This is a genomic window from Candidatus Pacearchaeota archaeon (assembly GCA_038874355.1).
GTDB lineage: Archaea > Nanobdellota > Nanobdellia > Pacearchaeales > GW2011-AR1 > JAVZCO01.
In genome coordinates this window covers 396938-420479 of record JAVZCO010000001.1, presented here as the reverse complement: position 1 = coordinate 420479, position 23542 = coordinate 396938, and the positions used below count along the sequence as shown (strand labels likewise).

Annotated in this window: 27 protein-coding genes, 4 tRNA genes, 2 rRNA genes and 1 pseudogene; 20 read left to right on the top strand and 14 right to left on the bottom strand. The window is 28.4% G+C overall.

Going from position 1 to position 23542, the window contains the following annotated elements; translation table 11 throughout:
- The 3 genes from QW117_02585 to QW117_02575 form a co-directional block, all read right to left on the bottom strand.
- Positions 1-369, bottom strand: coding sequence for a putative metallopeptidase (locus QW117_02585; protein MEM3405831.1), 369 nt, complete (start codon positions 367-369; stop codon positions 1-3).
- A gap of 83 nt (positions 370-452) precedes the next feature.
- Positions 453-590: a hypothetical protein gene (locus tag QW117_02580; protein ID MEM3405830.1), complete on the bottom strand. Its 138-nt coding sequence runs from the start codon at positions 588-590 to the stop codon at positions 453-455.
- Between the two features lie 46 nt (positions 591-636).
- On the bottom strand, positions 637-957 hold the full coding sequence (locus tag QW117_02575; GenBank protein MEM3405829.1) for a hypothetical protein: 321 nt from the start codon (positions 955-957) through the stop codon (positions 637-639).
- A gap of 53 nt (positions 958-1010) precedes the next feature.
- On the opposite strand from QW117_02575, the gene QW117_02570 reads away from it, so the two are divergent.
- Together QW117_02570 and QW117_02565 are read left to right on the top strand one after the other, a co-directional pair.
- Positions 1011-1262, top strand: coding sequence for a DUF357 domain-containing protein (locus QW117_02570; GenBank protein MEM3405828.1), 252 nt, complete (start codon positions 1011-1013; stop codon positions 1260-1262).
- Between the two features lie 9 nt (positions 1263-1271).
- Positions 1272-1715 carry an NUDIX domain-containing protein gene (locus QW117_02565; GenBank protein MEM3405827.1) on the top strand — a complete coding sequence of 148 codons (444 nt, stop codon included), beginning with the start codon at positions 1272-1274 and terminating at the stop codon, positions 1713-1715.
- On the opposite strand, the gene QW117_02560 is transcribed toward QW117_02565, so the two are convergent.
- On the bottom strand, positions 1707-2090 hold the full coding sequence (locus tag QW117_02560) for an NFACT RNA binding domain-containing protein (protein ID MEM3405826.1): 384 nt from the start codon (positions 2088-2090) through the stop codon (positions 1707-1709). The genes QW117_02565 and QW117_02560 overlap by 9 nt on opposite strands.
- Position 2091: 1 nt before the next feature.
- Positions 2092-2451 (bottom strand): HTH domain-containing protein, encoded by a 360-nt coding sequence (locus tag QW117_02555; protein ID MEM3405825.1) that lies wholly within the window; start codon positions 2449-2451, stop codon positions 2092-2094.
- Between the two features lie 534 nt (positions 2452-2985).
- Between QW117_02555 and QW117_02550 the strand changes: the two genes are divergently transcribed.
- From QW117_02550 to QW117_02535, 4 genes are all read left to right on the top strand, one after another.
- A complete protein-coding gene (locus QW117_02550; GenBank protein MEM3405824.1) occupies positions 2986-5325 on the top strand; it encodes a hypothetical protein in 2340 nt (779 codons plus the stop codon).
- A gap of 126 nt (positions 5326-5451) precedes the next feature.
- Positions 5452-5589: transfer RNA gene (locus QW117_02545), tRNA-Tyr, on the top strand.
- A gap of 134 nt (positions 5590-5723) precedes the next feature.
- The gene (locus QW117_02540; GenBank protein ID MEM3405823.1) at positions 5724-6008 is read left to right on the top strand and encodes a hypothetical protein; all 285 of its coding nucleotides are present in this window, start codon (positions 5724-5726) and stop codon (positions 6006-6008) included.
- Positions 6009-6233: 225 nt separating this feature from the next.
- Entirely contained in the window at positions 6234-7487 is a 1254-nt protein-coding gene (locus tag QW117_02535; protein MEM3405822.1) for a hypothetical protein, read from the top strand.
- 5 nt (positions 7488-7492) lie between these two features.
- Here the strand turns inward: QW117_02535 and QW117_02530 are convergent, their stop codons facing one another.
- The 3 genes from QW117_02530 to QW117_02520 all read right to left on the bottom strand — a co-directional run bounded on the left by QW117_02530 (position 7493) and on the right by QW117_02520 (position 9270).
- The gene (locus tag QW117_02530; GenBank protein ID MEM3405821.1) at positions 7493-8419 is read right to left on the bottom strand and encodes a matrixin family metalloprotease; all 927 of its coding nucleotides are present in this window, start codon (positions 8417-8419) and stop codon (positions 7493-7495) included.
- A gap of 30 nt (positions 8420-8449) precedes the next feature.
- Entirely contained in the window at positions 8450-8890 is a 441-nt protein-coding gene (locus QW117_02525; protein ID MEM3405820.1) for a hypothetical protein, read from the bottom strand.
- Positions 8891-9186: 296 nt separating this feature from the next.
- Positions 9187-9270 (bottom strand) — tRNA-Leu (locus tag QW117_02520).
- Positions 9271-9368: 98 nt separating this feature from the next.
- Here QW117_02520 and QW117_02515 point away from each other — a divergent pair.
- The 10 genes and pseudogenes from QW117_02515 (at position 9369) to QW117_02470 (ending at position 13038) form a co-directional block, all read left to right on the top strand.
- The gene (locus tag QW117_02515) at positions 9369-9560 is read left to right on the top strand and encodes a protein translocase SEC61 complex subunit gamma (GenBank protein MEM3405819.1); all 192 of its coding nucleotides are present in this window, start codon (positions 9369-9371) and stop codon (positions 9558-9560) included.
- 60 nt (positions 9561-9620) lie between these two features.
- On the top strand, positions 9621-10088 hold the full coding sequence (locus QW117_02510) for a transcription elongation factor Spt5 (protein MEM3405818.1): 468 nt from the start codon (positions 9621-9623) through the stop codon (positions 10086-10088).
- A gap of 9 nt (positions 10089-10097) precedes the next feature.
- Positions 10098-10592, top strand: a pseudogene (locus QW117_02505) (50S ribosomal protein L11).
- A 240-nt stretch (positions 10593-10832) separates the two neighbouring features.
- Positions 10833-10906 (top strand) — tRNA-Pro (locus tag QW117_02500).
- 25 nt (positions 10907-10931) lie between these two features.
- On the top strand, positions 10932-11147 hold the full coding sequence (locus QW117_02495) for a 50S ribosomal protein L37ae (protein MEM3405817.1): 216 nt from the start codon (positions 10932-10934) through the stop codon (positions 11145-11147).
- Between the two features lie 46 nt (positions 11148-11193).
- On the top strand, positions 11194-11400 hold the full coding sequence (locus QW117_02490) for a hypothetical protein (GenBank protein ID MEM3405816.1): 207 nt from the start codon (positions 11194-11196) through the stop codon (positions 11398-11400).
- Positions 11401-11408: 8 nt separating this feature from the next.
- Positions 11409-11546: a DNA-directed RNA polymerase subunit P gene (locus tag QW117_02485; GenBank protein MEM3405815.1), complete on the top strand. Its 138-nt coding sequence runs from the start codon at positions 11409-11411 to the stop codon at positions 11544-11546.
- 2 nt (positions 11547-11548) lie between these two features.
- Complete coding sequence (locus tag QW117_02480; protein ID MEM3405814.1) at positions 11549-11872, top strand: prefoldin subunit beta; 324 nt, start codon at positions 11549-11551, stop codon at positions 11870-11872.
- 88 nt (positions 11873-11960) lie between these two features.
- Positions 11961-12350 carry a cell division protein SepF gene (locus QW117_02475; protein MEM3405813.1) on the top strand — a complete coding sequence of 130 codons (390 nt, stop codon included), beginning with the start codon at positions 11961-11963 and terminating at the stop codon, positions 12348-12350.
- 64 nt (positions 12351-12414) lie between these two features.
- Positions 12415-13038 carry a diphthamide synthesis protein gene (locus tag QW117_02470; protein MEM3405812.1) on the top strand — a complete coding sequence of 208 codons (624 nt, stop codon included), beginning with the start codon at positions 12415-12417 and terminating at the stop codon, positions 13036-13038.
- Positions 13039-13117: 79 nt separating this feature from the next.
- Here QW117_02470 and QW117_02465 read toward each other — a convergent pair.
- The 4 genes from QW117_02465 to QW117_02450 form a co-directional block, all read right to left on the bottom strand.
- A 23S ribosomal RNA gene (locus tag QW117_02465) occupies positions 13118-15954 on the bottom strand.
- Between the two features lie 68 nt (positions 15955-16022).
- Positions 16023-16093 (bottom strand) — tRNA-Ala (locus QW117_02460).
- Between the two features lie 70 nt (positions 16094-16163).
- A 16S ribosomal RNA gene (locus QW117_02455) occupies positions 16164-17606 on the bottom strand.
- The 16S and 23S rRNA genes sit together here with 1 tRNA gene alongside, the layout of an rRNA operon.
- A gap of 231 nt (positions 17607-17837) precedes the next feature.
- Positions 17838-18659 (bottom strand): 30S ribosomal protein S2, encoded by an 822-nt coding sequence (locus QW117_02450; protein MEM3405811.1) that lies wholly within the window; start codon positions 18657-18659, stop codon positions 17838-17840.
- Positions 18660-18982: 323 nt separating this feature from the next.
- Between QW117_02450 and QW117_02445 the strand changes: the two genes are divergently transcribed.
- The 4 genes from QW117_02445 (at position 18983) to QW117_02430 (ending at position 22049) form a co-directional block, all read left to right on the top strand.
- Positions 18983-19156 (top strand): hypothetical protein, encoded by a 174-nt coding sequence (locus QW117_02445; protein ID MEM3405810.1) that lies wholly within the window; start codon positions 18983-18985, stop codon positions 19154-19156.
- Positions 19146-19925 (top strand): hypothetical protein, encoded by a 780-nt coding sequence (locus QW117_02440; GenBank protein MEM3405809.1) that lies wholly within the window; start codon positions 19146-19148, stop codon positions 19923-19925. The genes QW117_02445 and QW117_02440 overlap by 11 nt, the downstream gene beginning before the upstream one ends.
- A gap of 290 nt (positions 19926-20215) precedes the next feature.
- On the top strand, positions 20216-21292 hold the full coding sequence (locus QW117_02435) for a nucleotidyltransferase domain-containing protein (protein ID MEM3405808.1): 1077 nt from the start codon (positions 20216-20218) through the stop codon (positions 21290-21292).
- A gap of 4 nt (positions 21293-21296) precedes the next feature.
- Positions 21297-22049 carry a hypothetical protein gene (locus tag QW117_02430; GenBank protein MEM3405807.1) on the top strand — a complete coding sequence of 251 codons (753 nt, stop codon included), beginning with the start codon at positions 21297-21299 and terminating at the stop codon, positions 22047-22049.
- A gap of 54 nt (positions 22050-22103) precedes the next feature.
- On the opposite strand, the gene QW117_02425 is transcribed toward QW117_02430, so the two are convergent.
- The gene (locus tag QW117_02425) at positions 22104-22622 is read right to left on the bottom strand and encodes a response regulator (GenBank protein MEM3405806.1); all 519 of its coding nucleotides are present in this window, start codon (positions 22620-22622) and stop codon (positions 22104-22106) included.
- Between the two features lie 2 nt (positions 22623-22624).
- The gene (locus tag QW117_02420; protein MEM3405805.1) at positions 22625-23500 is read right to left on the bottom strand and encodes a hypothetical protein; all 876 of its coding nucleotides are present in this window, start codon (positions 23498-23500) and stop codon (positions 22625-22627) included.
- Positions 23501-23542: the final 42 nt, after the last annotated feature.

Sequence of the window (23542 nt, the reverse complement as noted above, 5' to 3'; positions counted from 1 at the left end):
TCATATTTTATTATTTATATATTTTTCATATAGTTTATTAACATTTTTTTCATTTACAAAATTATGATGTCTAAATCCACCACCTTTATTTTTTGGTATATGCATTAATTCATGAATTATTATTTTTATTTTTTCTTTTTCATTAAGCTTGTCAAATCTTTCGCTTAAAAATTCTAAAACATATACTGGATTTATATTTAAAGCCAATTGTAAAACCTTACTTGTTCCGTGGCATCTTGCTATTGTTCTTTTTGTTGAAGAGCCGTAACTTCTAACACAAAAAAAATCCTCTTCTTTTATCGGCAAATTTAATTTTTTTATTATGTCTAAAGATCTTTCTTTTAAGTCAATAGCTATTTCGTATCTCATTTTTAATCTGCTTCTAAAATTTTATCTTTTGATTTTAAACCAAAAACAATTCTTATCTTTTTTGGAGGAATACCTAAATGTTTTTATAATAAATTTATTAGTTCAATATTTGCTTCATTATTTTTTGCTTCATTTTTTAAATAAACTAAATATCTATAATTACCAAATTCAACAATCTCCTGTTTTGAAGAATTTGGTTTTACTTTTACATAAATTTTCATAATCTTTTTATAAAAGAAAGATATATAAATTTATTCTAAAATAATCTTAAATTTTGTATTCTCTTAAAATTAGATGAAAAATCTTCTCCATATTTTCTCTAGAAGAGTTCTCATTTAAACTATAAATTTCTTTTTCCAAAATTTTCAAAAGAGAATTTCTAACTTTAAAACGATACCAATTATTATTGATAGCATCTTCTAAGTTTTCTTCTAAATCCTCTTTGTCTTTAGAGATAATTACATCTACTCTATTTTCAATAAAAAGATAATTAATTAAAATTCTATAAGGAATAAGTATACAAAAACCTTTATAATTATCTTCATATTCAAAATTTAAAGCAAAGCACGGATAATAATTTTTATCCATAATTATTAAATTAATAAATAATATTTAAATACTATTGTGATAAAATATATAAAATGAGTAATACTGAAAAAAGATTAATTCAAGAAGCAGAAAAGTGGTTTAAAAAAGCTAAAGAAAAAAGAAAGAATATAAAAGTAAAAAATAAAAAATATGAAGATTTTTTAGAGAATATAGATGCTTATCTTGCTGATTATAAGTATTTTCTAGTTGAAAATAAATTTATAGAAGCTTTTGAAGCTGTTATTTGGGCTTGGGCATGGATTGAAATAGGCTTACAAAAAGGTTTTTTAAAAGAGGATGATTAAAGAATAAAAATGATGAAAGAAAAATCTTCTGGAATAATTTTATACTATCTAGATAATGAGATACCTTATTTCATTTTATTGAAATATAAAACTTACTGGGGATTTCCTAAAGGGATAATAGAAAATAATGAAAATGAATTAGAAACAGCATTAAGGGAAACTATAGAAGAAACAGGAATAAATAATATACAACTAATTAAGGGATTTAAATATAAACAAAAATGGTTCTTTAAAAGAGAAAATGATTTTATAAATAAAGAAGCAACATTCTTTTTAGGTAAGACAACTAAAGAAGATGCAGCAAAAACAAAAATATCTTATGAGCATGAAAGTTTTGTTTGGCTACCTTTCAATAAAGCTTTAGAGAGATTAAAAATAAAAACTAATAAAGAGATGTTAGAAAAAGCTTATGAGTTTATTAAAAAATATGAAGGACAAAAGAAATTAGCCTAAAGAAATAATATCTTGTTTTTTTATGATTATTTTTTTATATTTCTTTACACCAAATGTTCCTATTGCCATATATTTATCTTTAAAAATATCTTTTCCTAAAAAATAATGAACTTCTACAAAAGAAGGTTTAATTTTTGGTTTTTTCCATGCTTGACTGTATTTAACACAGAAAATAGCAGCTTCTTTTAAATCTTTTTTTGTTACTTCTTGTTTTTTTGCTTTTATATTAACAAAAGGGCTTCCTTTTTGTTTTGTATGCAACACATATTCATTTTCATTAACTTGCTTTATTAATTCTTCATTGCTTAGTGCATCTCTTCCGGCAAGCAAGATTTTTCCTGAAGAGAGTGTGAGTTTTCTGAATTTTATCTTCATTTTAATCAAAGTTTATATTTATCTGTAAAGTATCTAGAGCTATTTCTGGTTTTAAGCATCTTCTCTTACCTTTAATTATACTTCTTAATTCTATTAAACCAAATTTTTCTAAAAGTTTAACATCTTCTCTTACTGCTTTAAAATCCCTTTTTAGTTCTTTTGCTAAATCATATATGCTGCTTGGAGATTTTGTTTTAATAATACTTAATATTTTTGCTTTTTCATTATTTAGAACTTTTCTTAAATCTTCTAATTCTGAAAAATCGTATTCTTCTTTATTCCCAGATATTCTTCTAAAGAAAAAAGCAAAATTTCCTGGTCTTACATATAAATTTACTATTCTTTCTCTTTTTCTTGCCATTTTTAGGTACTACATCTATCTTTTTTTATTTTATTTAATATTAGTTTTTTATTTATTTTATTAAAACTTAATCTTTTATAATTTAATTTTTTATCTCTATTATCTATATTTTATATTATTTCGCTTTGCAATTTAGATCGCATAAGCAAATTTATTTGTATATTTTTTTATATAGAGTATATTTTCAAACATATATATTTAATATATATTTTTTATTTATATGTTTTAATTTTGTATATATGTTTTATAATAACATATATCTATTTAAATCTTTCTATTTTATTTATTGTCACTTTAAGTGATAACATAATATTTATAAATGAAAATGGGAAAATCGAGGTATTTTTTATATTTTTTTGTATAAAAAATAGAAAGATTTAAAAATACTAAAATTATAATATAATTACGCTTTATGCGTAGGCCTAAACTCCCCTTATGGAGTTGAATGTCTGTAAAAAAAGGCAGCCAATCTTATCTATTAATGTTGCCTAATACAGACAAGGCCTTTAATTAAGTGAAAGGAGGTCAAAGAAAATGAAATTTAATTTTAGAAAAGTAGCTTCAGTTGTAGCAAGCGCTTTAATGTTGGGAAGTACTGCCGGATTTGCTTTAGCTGCTAATTACCCAGCACCATTTGTTGTTAATGGAGTTGCTGATGCTGCTATAATAGTAGGTTCAAATGCTCCATTAGATAGTGGTGCTGCAACAGCTATCCAAAGCAATTTGAATAGCAAGGTTACTACAAATATTGGAGAAATAAGTGTTGGTGAAGGAGATAAATATCCAATTGAAAGAGCAGCTACTAAATTCAGCATTGGAAAAGGTATATTAGATGTTGTTTCTGGCACAATAACAAGCGATGATTTAGGTACTATACTTAAAGATGGAGAGTACTTGGATGATGATAATGACGCTTTTGAATACACACAAAAGATTCAATTAACTAATCTTACATTATCATTATTCGAGGATTCTGATTATAAATCAGATGTCCCTACAGTTGGTATAAGAGTACCTTCTGGAACAACAATTCTTAATTATACCTTAGAATTTTCAACTAATCCTGAATGGGCTGATTTAACAAATACAGATATTGAAATAATGGGAAAAGATTATTTCATAAGTAGTGTTACAACAAACACTACTATTAATTTACTGGATGCAGCAAATACAATATTGATAAATGAAGGAGAAACAAAAACAGTAACTGTTGGAGGAAAAACATACACTATATCAATAGCTACACTAAGTGGAGCGGCTTCTAATCCAGAAGTAAAGTTGAGTGTTAATGGAGAATTAACAAATAGTTTAAGAGAAGGACAAACATATAAGTTATTAGATAAAACTTATATTGGAATAAAAGATATAGCAATGAGAGATGTTGCAGGAACAATTGCAAGTGTAGAATTCAGCATAGGAAGCGGAAAAATTGAATTAAGACATGGATTGCCAGTAAAAGTGAATGATGTAACTATGAATGATTTAACAGCTTATTTCACAAATTCAGGAGCAGGACTTAATAAGATAGTTCTTGAATGGAAAGCAGATGAAGATGTTTTTGCAACAGAAGACCAAGCATTAACAATGCCTGTATTTGAAAATGTGAAAATTATTTTTAATGGAATGCACTACCCAGCTAATGAAGAAATAAAAGTTGAAAAAGGTTCAAATACCTACATTAGATTAAAATCTTTCCCTCTTAAAGATGGAAATGCAGATATAGATTTAATGTATGGTAATGGAACAGTATGGCAAGGAACAGGAAGAGAAGCAGGAAAGGGGTTATTAACAGCAAATTCAACAACAACAACCATAACCTTTGATAGTGACTTACACCAATATTTTGTTGCTTCATATGATGATGGATTAAATAAAGAATCTTATCTTATGAGAGCTACAAACTTTGGTGTTAAATCTGACGGAACAACAAACACAACATCCATACAATATTACAAGGATGGAAGTTGGGTAGATAAAAAAGCAGAAGCAGTTCAAGGAGATACAGTAAATTTAGGAAGTGTCTCTTTAACAATTGGTGCTATTGACAGAAATGGAAAATCAGTAGTTATTAATTCTGGAACAAATGTCTATTTTGATAGATTGTTCTCCAAAGAAGGATTAAAAGTTTATTTGCCAATAGCAAAAGATGCTGCTAATTATACAGCCACACCAGTTAAATGGCCTGAATTCCAAGCAAATGCTACTGCTGATGGTTATACTGCAGTAACTTCATATCAGCTTGGATTTAGAGAAGAAGATAAAACAGGCTCTACAACTGCAGGAAAGCAATTCAATGTAACTCTTGGATGGACATCAGATAAAGCAACAGTAAGTGGAATTGTAGGAGAAACGCCTGATGGAGGATTAGAAATTGAAGATACAGATGTATTCAGAAGTTTTATTTATGGAGAATTAGCAACAGAATTGTTACATGACACAAGTGGAGACCAAGATTCATTGAAAATAATTTATCATGGAGACGAATCTTACGGTAAGGTTTATGTAACAGAAGCAAAAGCAGTATCAACAACAAGTGGTGCTTCATCTGTTCAAATAATAAAAGACACAGACACAATACCAACAGACAAAAACTTAATTGTTGTTGGTGGAAGCTGTGTAAACAGCTTAGCTGCAAAAATACTTAATGTTGCATATCCATCTTGTGGTGAATCAAGTACAATCCAAAAAGACAAATATGTAATAAAAGTAGTTGCAGCAAATAGTGTTGTAACTGGAGCTCAATCAGGAAAAATCGCTGTACTTGTAGCAGGTTGGGAAGCAGCAGACACAAGAAAAGCTGCTGACAAACTATTAGAAGGAATATCAACTGATGTTGGTGCTCCCCCATTAATAGGACCTGCAACAGGTGCATAAAACTGTGAATAATTTTTTCTTTTTTCTTTTTTCTTTTTATTTTTTAATAGCAAGATAGAAATATGCTTCTTGAAATAATTTTAAATTAAGATAATTTTAAAAATAGTTATTCATAATTATATTTATCCCCGCGTAGCTCAGTGGTAGAGCGCTCGGCTGTAGAAATTTAGAGCAGACATTCCTAAAGGAAAAGAATGAAGCTTGATAAGCCGGATGCTCATTACAGAAACCGAGAGATCGCAAGTTCGATTCTTGCCGCGGGGATTTAAATTTAAAAAAGAAAAATATAAAAATAAAAAATTAATAAATTTACAAAATAGAAAGATATAAAAAAGATATTAACAAAGATGATTAAGATAAACTGTTATAGAAATAAATTTAATAAAGATAAATAAAAAATGGTAAATGTTGATATAAAAATTAATATGATAAATGCGGTTAATGAAGTTCTAAAATATAGGAAGGAAAATCCAAAAATTGATTTTGTAATTGATTATGAAAAAATAATTAAATATGTTTCAGAAAAATCTAATAGTGTTAATGATTATAAAACAAGAATGGCAATGATTGCGGCTGCTTCTAAAGCAATAAATATTTTACAAAAAGAACCAAACTTAAAAGATAAAGAAGTAATAAATAAAGTTATGAAAGAATTTCCTAGCATATTAGAAAAGATAGAATAAAAAATTTACAAGATTTAATAAAATAGATTCTATAAAAGTAAAATTAAAAAAGCGATTAGATTTTAAAATTTATAAAAGAGTCAGAAAAAAATAATTAATAGAAATATTATCAAAAAATTATACCTAAACATAATGAGTTAAATTTTTGGTAAATAAAACTTCAATAAAATATTTATTATATTTCATTATAGTAATACTTAAAAATACATTTTTATTTTTCTAAAAATGAAAAAAATATTTTTATTAATAATACTTTCTATTAATCTTATAAGTTTGGTTTATGCAGATTGTATAAATTCTTTAGATGATTATGCTATAGAAATATTATTTAATAAACAGGATATAACAAAAGATTTAAGTTTACTAGAAAACGCAAAAAATGTTAATTATATAAATGGAAATTTTATATTTAAATCTTCTGTAAGTGATAATATTGCTTTAATATTAAAAAAAGTTTCTTATCCTTTCTGTTATGACTGTTTGTCTTTAAGAATACAAGTTCCTGTAAATAAAACTTCTGAAGAAGTCTCTTTTTTTGAATTTTCCACAGTACTAAAAAATAAAAGTTTATCTTTTAATGAGAGTATATTTAATAATGCGTCTTCATGGGATTACGAATGTTTTTTAAATTTCTGTTCATTTTATAAAGAAAATCTCTTTATTTATTTAGATAATTCCATCTCTAATTCCACAAAAATAAACATAGAAATTTATGGAGAAGATATAAGAGATTATAATTGTGATGGAAAGAAAGTATATTACTCTACCGGGGTTTTTTGCATAAATAATAAAAATAAAGAAGAAATAGAAAACCTATTAAAAAACTTAAAAATTATAGATAAAGTAGATGAACTTTTTTTAAATTATAAAATAGAAAATAGTGGAAAAAAAATAATGGAAAAATTTTATCCGGATTTAAAGAGCGATTTTTTTTATTCTTTACAAAAACAAAATCTAACAAGAAATTATAAAGAAGATTTAAGTGATATAGATTGGAATTTAATAACAGAAAAAGAGATAAGATGGATTAGATTTAATAATTTAATAACAATTTCTAATAAGGATATTTTAGAGATTTCTAATTTAGCTAAGTTAGGATATGCTGGAATAAATAAAAGAATATATTATGGTGAAGATGATAATGGCAAAAAGAGATGGTTATATTATTATGAATCAAAAGATGCGAAATTAACAAAATTTAATAATTGCGAAGATTTTTCTTTAAGCATAATACCAAAAGAAGATTTATTTATTAATTATCCTAAAAAAGGAAACATAAATTTGTATTATTTATTACCGATTATTGTTACATCAATTCTTTTTTTAATCTTAATTATTCTTATTATAATAGCAAGGAAAAAATTTTCTTATGAATTAGAAAAAGGTAAAGAAATTGAAGAAGAAAAAGAAATAAAAGAAGAAAATGAAAAAAAAGAAGAAGAGACAAAAGAAAAAAATTTAAAAGAAAAATCTGAATAAATTTATTATAATTCTACTTCTAAAAAATTATTTTCTTTATCTATTTCTTCTTGAATAGAGAAAATCTCAAAAATTAATTTTTTTGTTTTTAAAGGAATTCTTAAATTCTCTACATTTATAGATTTTCCAGCACCATATTCTATATCAGATAGTTCAAAAGAATCGATTTTTTTATAAGATGGATATTCTTTTATTAATAAAGAAACATTTTTTGCTTCTATTAATCCAGAATTTTTAATTTTTAAATTAAAATCTATATATAATCCGTGTTTTTTTATTTCTACATCCTCAAAATATAATTCTGGAAGATTCTTTATACTATATAATCTTTTCATTTCATCTATTATATCCTTTGTTAAAATTTGATTGCAAAATGAAGTATTAAACATTATACTTCTTTCATTATCTGAATGCCCAAAGCCAAAAACATGTAAAATCTCATGTAATTCTACATTAGGATAATCACAATAATCTTTTTCCTTATATAATAAAACCTTCCCTTTTTCTATAATACAGAATAAACTTGTGTTAATCAAAGATGTTGGCCCACCTTCTCCGGCAATAAAGTATCCTTTTGTTTCTGTTGGGATTTTTATATTTTGACATATTACATCTATATCAGCATCGCTATTTACTCTAATAAATTTTATTTCTCCAACTTCCTTTTCTATAATTTTAAAAGCTTCTTCTATTCTTTTTATTTTATTTTCTTTGCAGTTAGAATCAATAGAATATGTAATATTATTATGGTTAAATTTTGTATTTTGACAAATCTGTAATTCATTTTCATAACTTGAGATTTGATTATTATAATTTATTTGAGTTTTGTTAACTTCTAATTTTTTTGGTTCTGTAAAGAAATTTAGTTTTAGAAAAAAATAACCAGAAGAAATGATAATTAATAAAAAAATAAAAAATATATAATTTTTCATATAATTTAAATATTTCCCATATTTTTAAAATTATTTCTTATAATACTTTTTCTTATTTATGAAATTTCTTAATCTTAAAAAATTAATTTTTCTTCTTATATCTTCATTATTTTTTAAAAAAACTGTTCCTTTTTTATCTTCTAATAGAAATATATTCTCCTTAGGAGTTTCTAACAATCTTATTAAATTTTTTATGTTCCTTTTTAAATTACCTTCTAATATGAAATGAATATATCCAGCTTCTTTTTCAAATTCTTCTCTTTCCTTTTTTGAAGGAAAAAATAAAAATCTACAATATCTTAATTGTTCAGTATCGTTTATAATATTTTTTTTGTAAGCTTCTCCATACATTACATCTTGATAAATAAAAAAATGTACATAGAAATCCTTATATTCAAAATTAACCATACTATTATTTAATATTTTTAAATTTGATAAATTTTGTTTTTTTAAAATTTTTTCCAATTCCATTAATTTTTTAATAATTTTTATTTTAAAAGGATTATTATTTTTCAATATAATATTTTAGAAAAATAATTGTAATAAGAAAAATTTAAAAATCATTTTATGCTTAAAATTAATATTCTGCCCACATGGTCTAACGGCTATGACGCATCCCTGTCACGGATGCAATCCGAGTTCGACTCTCGGTGTGGGCGTTTTTATTTTTTAAGAAAATTTTTTATTTTTTCTTTTAATGAATAATTTTCTTTTTAATTTATAAAATTATTATAAAATTTTAAAGAAATAAAAATAAAAGTGAAAAATGCGGGAGAGAGGATTCGAACCTCTGAAGGCACTAAGCCACAGGATCTTAAGTCCTGCCCGTTTGACCACTCCGGAACCCCCGCATATATATTTTTTATATTAATTTAATTTATAAAATTTATTGTAAGTTAAATTTTATAAAAGATGTAAGATTTATAAAGTTAAAAATTTTTTTGATAATATGAAATTTATTAATAACTTTATTAATAATACCAAAAATTTTTTTATTAAATGTGGGAGAGTATGGAAAATCATGAAAAAACCTACTTTAGAAGAATTCAAAATAATATCAAAAGTTTCTATAATTGGTTTACTTATTATTGGGTTTTTAGGATTTTTAATAAATTTAATAATCTATACCCTTATGCACTAAACGAAGATTTTTTAAATACAAAAAACAAAAATTTTTAAACTAATTTCTTTATAAATAAAAATGTTATTTGTAATAAAAATAACAACGAATAAGGAAGATACAGTAATGAAGGCAATAAAGGAAAGAGTAGAAAAAAAACAGTTACAAGTATATTCTATAATCAGACCTCATGGCGTGAGAGGATATATTATATTAGAAGCAGAAGATAAAGATTCTGCAGAAGAAGCTGTTTTTAATTTTAGATATGTTAAAGGAATATTAAGAAAAAATGTAACTTATGAAGAAATAAAACCAATGATCGAGCCAAAAATAGAAGAAATAAACATAGAAAAAAATGATATAGTAGAAATAATATCAGAACCTTTCAAAAAAGAAAAAGCAAAAGTTGTTAGAGTAGACAAACAAAAAGGAGAAGCTGTTGTTGTTTTATTGCAAGCTGCAATTCCAATTCCGGTAACAATAAGCTTAGATAATTTAAGAGTAATTAGAAGAGAGGAAATTTCCGAAGAAAAGGAGGAAAATGAATAATTTTATAAAATGATAATAAAACTTTTAGTAGATGGTGGTAATATGAAACCTGGCCCAACCTTAAGCCAAAAACTTGGTCCTTTGGGAATAAATATTGGAAAAGTTATTTCAGAAATAAATGAGGCAACAAAAACTTTTTCTGGATTAAAGGTTCCGGTAGAATTAGATGTCAATGTAAAATCAAAAAATTTTAAAATTAAAGTTTTATCACCTCCAGTAGTAGAATTATTAAAAAAAGAACTTTCAATAGAAAAGGGTTCTCCAGACATGAAGAATGTAAAAGTTGGTAATTTATCGATAGAACAGATAATAAAAATAGCAAAAATGAAGCAACAAAATATGCTTTCAAAAACATTAAAAGCGTGTGTAAAAAATGTTTTAGGAACTTGTGTTTCTGCTGGAATATTAGTAGAAAATAAAGACCCTAAAGAAGTAATAAAAGAAGTGGATAAAGGTTTATATGATGATGAAATTTTAAATGAAAAAACTATTCCAGATAAGGAAAAATTAAAATTTTTACAAGAAACTTTTTCAAAAATAAAAGCAAAGCAAGAAGAAATAAAAAAGAAATTAGAAGAAGAAAAAACAGCAGAAGAAATAAAAAAACAAGTTACAGAAACATCTACAACCGGGGTTGGAGCAAAAGCAACATCTACAAAACCAACTCAAATAGAAGAAAAAAAATCTACATCCAAAAAATAACAATAAATTTATATAATAAAGAAAGATTAAATTTATATTTAAGGGGATGTAGTATAGCCTGGTTAGTATTCGTGCCTTGGGAGCACGCGACCCCGGTTCAAATCCGGGCATCCCCATCTTTATCAAATTTTAATTTATAAAATGGGAAAAACAAAAAAAATAAAACATGCAGGAAGATTTTCATCTAGGTATGGAACTAAAGTAAAAGAAAAAATAAGAAAAATTGAATCTATTCAAAGAAAAAAACAAAAATGTCCTTTTTGTAATAAAAAAAAAGTAAAAAGATTAGCAAAAGGTATATGGTATTGTAGAAAGTGTAAAAAGAAATTTACTTCTGGATGTTATTATATACAATAGATTTATAAACATATAAATATAAAAGATTATTATTTTTAATTAAAAAATGGATAATAAAAAAAGGAATTATGAATTTTTTCCTTTACCTTATTGGAAGTATATAGGAAATATTGAAGGAAAAATTATATATTATAATATAAAGAATAAAAATTTTGCAGAAGAAATAGATGGAATGTACGTTGTAGAAATAAATGATAATATAGTTTTAGAAAAAGCAAAATGTTTAGTAGATAAATTAAATGAAGATAAATAAAATAGAAAATGGCAAATTATAAATGTTTTAAGTGTGAAAAAAGTATATCTTCTAAAACATTAGAAAAAAGATTTGTTTGTCCTTATTGTGGATGTAAAATATTTTATAAAACAAGAAATGTCATAAAAAAAGTGAAGGCAGAATAAATATGGAAAGAGATGATAAGAAAAAAGAAAAAATAAGAGAAATACAAATTATAGAACAAAATTTACAAAATATTCTTTTTCAATTACAGTCATTACAAATAGAATTAAATGAAATAAATTTTTCTTTAGAAGAAATAAAAAAAGCTAATAAAGAGGTTTATAAAATTATAGGGAACTTGATGATAAATTATGATAGAGAAAAGATTATTGAAGAATTAGAAGAAAGGAAAAAAATAATTGAATTGAAAATAAAATCTTTTGAAAAACAAGAAAAATCCTTAAAAGAAAAATTAGAAAGTTTAAGTAAAGATATAGAAAAGAATTGATTATCGTCGAATAAAATATAAATTTTAAATAAAAATTATAAATATTAAGAATAGAAATATTTATAAACCACCTAAAATTAATTTTTTTATGGTATTTGGAAGGTTAAAAAGAAGATTAAGAAAAGGTGATGAAGAATATATTGAAGTTGATTTGGGACAAGAAATAAAAAAAGAAAAAGTTATGGTAAGACCTTTTGTTCTTAAAAAATTTGATGATGTTAATGAGGTTTTGAATGCTTTGAGAGAAGGTTATAATATAGTTGTTATTGATATAAAACAAATGAAGGGAAAAGATATGATGGATTTAAAAAGAGCAATTTTAAAGATAAAGAAAACAGTAGAAGCAATTGAAGGGGACATAGCAGGATTCGGAGAAAATATAATAATAGCTACACCATCTTTTGCACAAGTTTACAAACCAAAAAAGCCTTCTTTTAATTCTCCACAAAAACAAGAAGATAAATATTTAGAGTTGTGATTTTAATTAAAAATTACCTTTTAAATTAAGTTATATTTAAAAAATTAAGTTTCTTTTTTTAATAATGAAGACTTTATTTATTCCTTTGTTAAGAAGAAATATTTATTTTAATAAAAAAATATTAAATAAATTTGTAGATGAAATTGGATCAAAAGAAAATATAGATATTTTTTATACTATACAATATAAAAAGTTAGCAGAAGCTGTAAAAAAATATTTAGGATTGAAAAGTGAAATAAAACAAGTTTTAGGTTGTTCTTTAATAAAAACAAAAAAAAATGTTTTATTAATTTGTGATGGAAAATTTCATGCTTTAAACATAGCAATTAATTCAAAAAAAGAGATTTATTTTTTTAATGGCTATTGTATAGAAAAAATTTCGTATGATGAAATTTCTCATTATGAGAATAATAAAAAAGCAAAAATAAAAAAATTTTTTCTTTGTGACAAAATAGGAATTATTGTATCAATAAAAAAATACCAAAATAAATTAGATTATGCTCTACTATTAAAAAATAAAATAGAAAAGTTGGGAAAAAAAGTATATATATTAATTTGTGATAATGTAACTAAAGAAGAAATAGAAAATTTTTCCTTGCCTTTATATATTAATACAGCTTGCCCGGGATTAGATAAGGATGACAAAAAAATTTTGAACTATTTGGATATTTTAGAATTTTTAAAATAAAATAAATATATTTTTTAAAGTTATTATGAATAATTCTTCTTTTTAATTTTTTATAATTTTAAATTAAAGCAGATAGAAAGATCTTACAGATTGATGCTTTTAGTAGGTCGTGACTAAACATCTCGTTGCCTTGATGCTTACATCCGACCTCTATCGACGTCATGTTCTATGACGGCATTAGTTGAGTCGTTTTGCGGATGGCTTCGAGCTTAGATGCTTTCAGCTCTTATCCACACAGCGCGTAGCTTCGCGGCTTGCTCATTACAACCGCTTTACCAGAGGCGCCTGAGTCTAGTTCCTCTCGTACTATAGACTCATTCCGCTCACTCAACGACACGTCTAGTAGATATCATACAAACTGTCTCGCGACGTTCTTAACCCAGCTAACGATCCCTTTTAATGCGTGAACTCCGACACCCTTGGGTGCTTATGCACACCCAGGATAGGAAGAGCCGACAGCGATGTACCAAACCGCGCCGTCAATATGAACTATCGGGCGCGACAAGCCTGTTATCCTTAGAGTACCTTTTCTGTCATCTACGGGTCCCATTAAAAGACCTCGTAGGTTCGCTAAGCCCCACTTTCATGCCTGTTTTCCTTGCTGTTCAGAAAACAGTCAGGTAAGCTTTTGCCTTTGCACTCTACTCCGGGTTTCCAAGCCGGATGAGCTTACCTTTGGGCCCTACCAATATTTTTTCGGCAGGAACTACCCCAGCCAAACTGCCCACCTGTTGGTGTCCTCTCTTCCGAGAGTAAGTATTTTCACAAAGAATAAGTAGTATTACACTTTTGCTCCGTTTTCGCCGAAGCTAAACATCTACGCTCCTACTTATTCTATGTATTCTTTGTAAAAATACAACAACAAGCTGCAGTAAAGGTTCATAAGGTCTTCGCTTCCCACTAGACGTCTCTGGCATCTGCACCAGAAAGTGTCTTCAGAAGGACCTGGATAGGGACAGTGGCAACCTCGTTGATCCATTCATGCACGTCGCCATTCAGACGACAAGGCATTACGCTACCTTAAGAGGGTCAGAGTTACCCCCGCCGTTTGACGGGCATTAGCTCCCTTGAAAAGGAGTTTCAGACACCGTCACTGGGCAGGACTCACCGGGTATACAAATCTTTTCAGATTAGCACCCGGCTACGTTTTTGGTAAACAGTCGGGCCACCCTTGTTACTGAGATCTACTCTTGCAATTATATTTCAAATTACAAGAATAGACACCCCTTCTACCGAAGATATGGGGCCAATTTGCCGAGTTCCCTTATCCAGTTTATCCTTACACGCCTTAGCCTTCTCAGCTAGAGCACCTGTGTTGGTTCTTGGTACAGCTAATTATTTTCTATGTATAGAGTTTTCATGGGTTCTTGGAATCAGCAAATTTAATCCTTACATTCATTTGTATCTTAGCATTACGCTCCACAAACTTCTGTAAGGAAATTCCTTTCGGAACTTTGCTTATCCAAAAACTAACTCTATACAATAATTGAAAATAATTAGTACAGGAATATTAACCTGTTACCCTTTCCCAACTCTCGGTTAAGAGGTTGGTTAGGTGCTGACTAACCCTCGGTTAATTTTTATTGCCGAGGAAACCGTGCTCTTTCAGCGCTTGTCATATCTCAGACAAGTACGATCTTACTAACACCAGGATCTTCACTACTTCTCGCTCCATACTTTCTCACGAAAGTACTTCGCAGCAAGAAGCACGCCTGCCTACCCCACTACTCTTTCGAGTAGGGCTGGAGTATCGGTGTTATGTTTAGCCCCGTCCATTTTCTCCGCCGAGAACCTCGATAGGTGAGCTGTTACGCTTTCTTTAAAGGATGGCTGCTTCTAAGCCTACCTCCCTACTGTCTCAGGGTCTCGACAAGATTTGATACACTTAACATAAACTTTGGGACCTTAACTCCAGTCTCCGTTTTTTCGGTCTCGGAACAGCACCTTACGCGCCGCCCCTGATTCCTTTCCTTTGCAGAATATAAGTTCTGAGTTGGAAAAAACCCCGTAGGAAAAATCCTCTGCAGGTTTTATCCGTACTTTACCTCATATTCTAGCAGGAAAAGACTATACTAAGGCATATTTCGGCAGGGACCAGCCATCGCCAGATTCGAGTGGCTTTTCACCCCTATTCCCAAGTCATCCAAGTGCATGCACACAACACTGGTTCGAGCCTCCATCTCTCTTTCGAGAGACTTCACCCTGCTCAGGAATAGATCATCTGGCTTCGGGTCTAAGACTAGTGACTAATCGCTCTTTCGAACTCGCTTTCGCTACGGCTACATCTCAGAGAGACTTAACCTCGCCACTAATCTTAACTCCCTGGCCCGTTCTTCAAAACGTACGTTACAACTCTTTTCGAGCCGTAACAACCTGTCACTGCTAGATTTCAAGTCTTTTAACTCTCTGCCAAGAGTTCTTTTCAGCTTTCCCTCGCGGTACTAAGTTCGCTATCGGACTTAAGTCTATATTTAGGGTTAGCAGTTAATTCTGCTATTTTCAGACTCTCAATCCAGAGAGCCTTACTCTTTGAGATAAGAGCATATTATCTTTGTCTACGGGGCTATCACCCTCTAAGGCTTCTTATTCCAAAGAAATTCGACTCGATAATTTAGCTCTTATTTATCTCACCACATCTCTTATCGCCTTTCGACGAAAGATTCGGTTTGCCCTCTATCCTTTTCACTCGCTGTTACTAAGGATATCACTTTTTGTTTTCTTTTCCTCCAGGTACTAAGATGTTTCAATTCCCTGGGTACATCTATCGCTAGATATTCTCTTTCGAGAAAGTTATCTCATTCGGAAATTCCAGGATCAAAACTTGCGTGCAGTTACCCTGGACTTATCGCAGCTTGCCACGTCCTTCATCACGACTTAAGCCAAGCTATCCATCTAGCAGTTTAACTAAGTAAGATCTTTCTATCTGCTTCATTTTTGAACATCAGCTATCCTTTGAGAATTTTTTTCTCAAATTCATTTGAAAATGGACCTGCCGAGAATCGAACTCGGACCTCGTCCGTGCAAGGGACGCATTCTACCATTAGACTACAGGCCCTTTAAAATTTTTGTAGTATGTAAGGCAACAAATTATTATGATATTTCTTTTTTTAACTCCTTTTTAATTTAGGAGGTAATCCCACTGCAGGTTCCCCTACAGTGACCTTGTGACGACTTAACCTGCCTTGTCTTGCAAAGATTCGTCTCTTTCGAGCCTCACCAATGCAAAACTCGGTTGGTTTGACGGGCGGTGTGTGCAAGGAGCAGGGACCTATTCACCGTTCGCTGCTAACGAACGATTACTACGGATTCCAGCGTCATGAGGATGAGTTTCAATCCTCAATCTGAACTGAGTTACACTTTATGAGATTAGCTTCTCTTTTCAGAGTTGCATCTCATTGTATGTAACATTGCCGCGCGCGTGTCGCCCAGGGCATTCGGGCCGTACTCACCTAACGTAGCCTGCACCTTCCTCCTAGTTACCCAGGCAGTCTGTTTAGAGTGCTCTCTCTCCGAGTAGCAACTAAACACGCAGGTCTCGCCTGTTAACGGATTTAACCGGTCATCTCACGACACAGGCTGACGTCGGCCATGCAACTCCTCTCAGCGTGTCAGGTAAACCCTTCAGATTGACCTTCATTCTGCTGTCGGTCCTGGTGAGGTTCACGGTGTAGAATCTAATTGAACCGCACGCGTCACCCGTTGTAGTGCTCCCCCGCCAATTCCTTTAAGTTTCGGCCTTGCGACTGTACTTCCCAGGTAGCGCACTCTTCGCCTTCGCTACAGCCCTGCAACCTCTCGAGGAGGTCACAAGGTTTAGTGCGCAGTGTTTACTGCTAGGACTACAGGGGTATCTAATCCCTTTTGCGCCCCTAGCCTTCATCCCTCACTGTCAGAGCCGTTATTGCAAGATGCCTTCGCTATTGTTAGTCCAACCAAGATTAACATATTTTACCACTACCTTGGTTGTACTTCTTGCATCCCCCGGTCTCTAGCTATGCAGTATTTCTTGCAGCCTTATCTTCAAGAGATAAGATTTAACAAGAAACTTACATAGCAAGCTACGGATGTTTTAGACCTAATAAAGTTGGTTGCGACTTGGACTGCCGGGATTACCGCGGCGGCTGGCACCGGTCTTGCCCAGTCCTTATTCGTCAAGCTTTTTACACTTGACAAAAGTCTCTCAAAGAGAGACACTTTGGCTCGCTTTGTCACGCTTTCGCGCATTGCAAAAAACCCCAGACTGCTGCACCCCGTAGGGCTCGGATCAGTGTCTCAGGATCCGTCTTAGGGCTCCCCCGTTAAGGGCCCTTACTGATCATCGGCTTGGTGGGCTTTTACCCCGCCAACAACCTAATCAGCCGCAGCCTCCTTCTATGGCGTTTCCTTTTAAAGATAATTCTTTCCAGAAATTATCTTCTATCGAATATTAACCTCAGTTTCCCGAGGGTATCTTCGACCATAGAAAGGATTAACTACGTGTTACTAAGCAGTTCGCTCCTCTTTCGAGGTAACTTGCATGTCTAAGTGCAAGCCAAATAGCCGCAACCTCCAGCAGGATAAACTGGATTTAACAAGGTCGAAATATCATAATAACCCTGGTAAATATTACTATCTATAAGTTATTAATTTTAATTACTTATTTCATTTAGAAATATTTACCAGAATGTTGCCTTACATACTTCATGCCTTAAACTTCTTCTTTTTTAAGGCACTCATTCTGATAAAATTTATCATTTTTGAATAGTTTAATGAATGAAATATTTATTTATAAATCTTTCGGAAATTTTATTTAAGAAATCTTAAATTTTCTCTCCAACAAAATCTTCTATTGATGGAAGATTTTTATTTATTTTTTTCTCTTTTAAATATTCTTTTGCTATTATATAAAATATTAATCCTATGCTTTTATTACTTTTGTTATTACATGGTATAAATAGATCAATATCAAATGTATAATTATTTGTGTCGCATAAAGCAAAAATTTTCTTTTTTGTTTTTTTTGCATCATTTAAAGCATTTTTATCTACCCAAGGATCACAAATAAAAACCATTTTAGGATCAAAAAAATCCACAAGATTTGTGTTTGTTATTATTCCTGCTGGATATTTTTTTGTGAATACCTTTACTCCGGTCAACTGAGAAAATAAATTCACAGCTTTCCAACCAGCTTCTCTTTTACATACAATAATAAAATCTTCTGGATCATATTTCACTAATTCTTTAATAAAATTTTTTAATGCTTTGTCTATTTGATTTACATCTATTACTGCAATTCCGTCGGCTCTTCTTTTATAAACAAATTTTCTCATATGGGGAGTAATCACTTTGGTTCCTAAATAAACAGAATATTTTAAGTAATCTTCAATAGGAACAAAAGTTTTTGATTTTTTTAATTCTTCTTGTAATTCTTCTTTTATTTTTTTCTCTTCAATTGTTTTTTGTAATTCTGCAGCTCTTTCAAGTAATTTCTTTTTTGTTTCTGTTATTTCTTCTTTATCTTCTTCTGAAATTTTATTTAACTCTTCATTTTCTAATTTTTCTTTGATTTTTGTATTTTCAATTAAATCTGAAATTTTTTCTTCTTCTTTTTCTTCTTGCAAAATTTTTTTCTTTCTTGGCATTTTTATTTAAACGTTTAAGTTATAAATAGTTCGGGAGTAAAAGCTACTTTCTGCAGAAAAAATAAATCTGCAAATTTTGCACCCGATAATAAGTGATAAATAGTAATTAATATTTAGAGTTTTTAAATTTTTGTTTTTATTTAATGTTTCTCTTAAGACTTCGCATTTATAAATATTTTCATAAAATTTTAATAAATATTATAATTACTATTTAGTAATTACAAAACCGAAAGATTTAAATACTAGTGTTACTACTATATAGTATAACATAATACAAAATAAAATGAAAACAAGAATAAATATCACAATAGACAAAGAGAAAAATGATAAAGGAAAAATATGAAAGAAAAATAGAGGAAGAAAGAGATTTTGATTACGAAGATCTAAAAAATTACCCTCTCTTACCAAAAGAAAAAGGTGAATTAGAAATCATACTTAATAAAAACGAGCATGACGCGATGAGGCAAATGGAAGGAGGTAAGAAAAATGGAAAATAAAGAAACAAATTTTGAAGAATATGTAAAAAAAGTAATGGACGATGTTGTTAAAACTCACCAACACAATCATCCTTTATATAGAGAAACACGTATAACAAACTATATTGTTGATAAAGAAAAAGAAAGAGCAGCATTTGTTCTTTTCGAACAAATAGATACAGATAGATGCTCGCAAGAAGGAGCAGGATATTTTGGTAATCAATATCGTTATAGTGTTTGGTATATACAAGGATATGAAAAGCCAAAACAGATTTATGAAGATCATGCATGGATAAATGAAAGAGTTTCCCCATCATCAGACGTTCGTGGAAGAGAGGCTTATATTGGTTTAGAAAAACTATTAGAAGATGGAGTAATTGCTCAAATATCACCTAAAGAAACAAAAGGAATCTCATACAGTCCTATGAAGAAAAAAATAACTCTTGAAGGAAAAATAGAAGAACCAGAAGATTTTATGGAGCAGGCGAGAAATCTTGTAATAAGTGTTGGTTCAAGACTGGGATGTGATTATTTAAGTGGAGAAAAAAGAATACCTGGAAAAGATATAGCAGCTATTGTATGGTCGGCAGAAAATGGAAGAGATTACGGACATGATACTGTATATTTAGTTTGGAGAAAGAATGGAAAAGTAAATTATAAGAGAGTTACAGATTCGAGCTTTGATAAAAGTTATCTTCATATTCGTGATTTGAGGGATGATGGAGACGAGATAGTAATAGATCTAGGTAAAAAGGGTAAGGTAAAAATAAACAAAGAAGAATTGGAATAGAGATAGATAAGAAATAAGGAAAATAAAAACAAAAAGCAATATATGATTGTAATCTGCCAAGTTTGGAATATTTAATTCCAGATATTACAAGCCTAGAACAATAAAGCTTTAGAATTAAGTCTTTTCTTATTTTTCTTTATTTTTTTATAAATAAAATCTATATAATATTATTCTTAAAGAAATAAAAATATTTATAATCAAATAATATTAAATATAATAAAATTAAAGAAAAAACTTATCATTATAAAAATAATAGAAAGGTTTATTAATTCTATTAAATTTTTGCTTTTATGGAAGAAAAAAAAGAGGATAATAAAATAATAAAAACTCCTGAAAATATAAAAAAAATATTAAAACAACTATGTTCTCCTATTTTTGAATTAAATATTGTTAAAAGTGTTTTTTTTTATGGTAGTGCTGTAAAAAAAGGATTAGTAAAAGGCCATGATATAGATATTTTCATTGCAATTGATGAAACAATCCCAAACTTTGAAGAAGAAGAAAAGAAATTAGATATACTTCTTATAACTATACAAGAAAAGGCAAAAAAAGAGGGAATAGAAATACATTTTCAACCTCCAAAAACAATTGGATTAATCTGGCATTTAATTCATATTGCTGAACCTTGGACTATTTCTGCAATAAGAACTTCTATTATTTTATATGATAAAGGAGATTTCATTAGATTAATAAAAAATTTATTAGCAGAAGGAAAGATATATAGCATTAATGAAAAATCAGAAAGATTATTTTATAGAGCAATCAATTATTTTTTATCTGCGAAAAAAAAGCTTCTAGAAATTCCCTTTGCTTTATTAAATATTTTAACAATTATTTCACAAATAATTTTGAGTTATTTAGAAATTAGAACAAGTTCTGCAACAGATACCTTAGAAAAATTAAGAGCTAATAAAAAAGAAATAGGGATTTCAAATTACTTTTTAGAAACTTATAATGAATTGATAAAAATAAATGAAAAAATATACAAAGGAACATTTGGGGAGTTCTCTGGCGAAGAAATTGATTTATGGATGAATAAAATAAAATTAATCTTAAATGAAGCAAAAAATATAATTAAAAAACTTGAAGAAGAAAGTAAAAGAAAAAGATTAGAAGAAGCATATAATTATGGAATAAGTTTATGTAAAAAAGTTGTGAAAGAAAAAGATAAAAATGATAAAAAAATACTTTATTTATTTGAAAAAGAGTTTGTTAAAAAAAATAAAATTCCCGAATCTTATTATGATATACTAAAAAATTTATATTCTTATATACATTACAAAAAAACAAATAAAAAATTAATAAATATAGATAAAAATTATTTTAAAGGAATGGAAATATTATTAAATAAGTTAGAAAGAAAATGATAAAATGAAAAAAGAAGAAAAAATAAAAAATAAAGAAATTTTAAAGAATACCTTAAAAAAATTTTTAACAGATTGTTTAAAAAAATATAGAAAAGAAATAAAAGCAATTTGGTGTGTTATTAATAAAGAATCGGAAGATATATTAATTTGTGTTTTATTAGATAATCTAAAAGAAAAAAAAGAAAAAATAAAAAATATTCAAGATTGGTTGTTAAATTATAAATTTTCATTGGAGATAAAAATCTATTCATATTTATTAACAGACTATTTCGAAAGAATAATGAAGAATGATTTCTATATTATAAATGAAATAAAGAATTCTTTAGTAATATACGATCCTTCGAGTTTAATAAATCCTTTAAAAATATTAATTAATTTAGGAAGAATAGGAAAATCAAGCGATTCTTTATTACATTTGATAATGGATACTGGAAGTAAAATGACAGAAATAAGAAGAATAAAAATAGATATTCTTTCTAATATTTATTCAGCAGTTATAGACTCTGCTCAAGCGTTTTTATTGTTAAAAGGATACACGGTTATAATTCCTTCTTCTATCCCAGCATTATTAAAAAATATAGAAAAAAGAAGAGAGATAACAAAAATTATTATAAGTTATTTTGAAGATATTTTTAATACTTATAAAAAATATGAGCATGGAGAAATAAAAGATATTTCTGGAAAAGAACTAGATAATTTAATAAAAAAAGCAGATTACTTTATTTCTTATATGCAAGAATTGGCAGCAAGATTATAAATATTAATTTCTTATATTGTTTAACTATTTTATCAATTATCGATTTCGATATTTTTATTTCTTCTTATAAGATTTTCCAGTATATTTTTTATATCTTCTTCTTGCTTCTCTTATTTCTTCTGCATTTTTTAAAATACCTAATTCTTCTATATTTTCATAAACTTTTTTCCACTCCATAACTTCTTTTTTATTTAAACCAATTATTCTACAATCATGTTTTGGATTTCCATTATAAAATTTGTTATATTCTTCTTCAAAGTTTTCATAAGGTATAATATTATGATTATTAACTACATTAAATGAAGTAGCAAACACATAAGGAATACCTAATTCTTCTGCTTTTTTTCCTATTTCAAAGCCAATAAACTCTTCTTTTCCTCCTTTTTCTCTTGGCAAAGATAAATCACTAATTAAAAAAAGATAATTTTCACGCTCTTTTCCTAATTTCTCTAAAGCTTCATTTCCGGTTTGAGCAAAATCTAATTCAAAACCAATATTCTCAAAATATTCTTTTGCAGCCCCAATATTTTCTTCTCTATCTTCAACAATAAGTATCTTTAGTTTTTCAGCCATTTTTAAAGATAATAATTTAAAATCTCATTTGCAATCTTTCCAGCAGCATAATACCATTCTTTCTCATCAGCTGCTTTCTTTGCATACTCCAAAGCTTCTTTCTTTGCTCCTACTTTAGCTGCAATCATTCCAGCATCAGAATACCATTCTTTCTCAGCTGCTATCTTTGCATACTCCAAAGCTTCTTTCTTTGCTCCTACTTCAGCTGCAATCTCTCCAGCAGCATAATACCATTCTTTCTCATCAGCTGCTTTCTTTGCATACTCCAAAGCTTCTTTCTTTGCTCCTACTTTAGCTGCAATCTTTCCAGCATCATAATACCATTCTTTCTCAGCTACTTTCTTTGCATACTCCAAAGCTTCTTTCTTTGCTCCTACTTTAGCTGCAATCATTCCAGCATAATAATACTTTCCTTCCTCAGCTGCTTTCTTTGCATACTCCAAAGCTTCTTTCTTTGCTCCTACTTTAGCTGCAATCATTCCAGCATCAGAATACCATTCTTTCTCAGCTGCTTTCTTTGCATACTCTAAAAGTTCTTCTCTCTCGCTTGGAGAAAATAATTCTTTAACTCTTTTTTTTATTGGTATTTCTATATCTTTTAATTTTGCATATTCTATTATTTCTTTAATTCTATCAAAATCATTTGTTTTTAATGCTTCTTGGATCTCTCTTTTAAGTTTGTATCCTTCTTTTTCCCGCCATTTTTCATAATCTTCTTTAGCAATATCAATAATTTCTGGCAAATTCTCCTCGATAAAAGCTGTTTCCTTTTCGAGATGCTTAGCAATTTTCTTTTCTGTCGCCTCTTTCTCACGAATTAATTTTTTATATTCAGAAATCCCTTTTGCTAATTTTTTCTTCAAATTCTTTTCTTCCATTTTTTTATTAAATTTTTAGAGTTTATAAATCTTTCTATATAA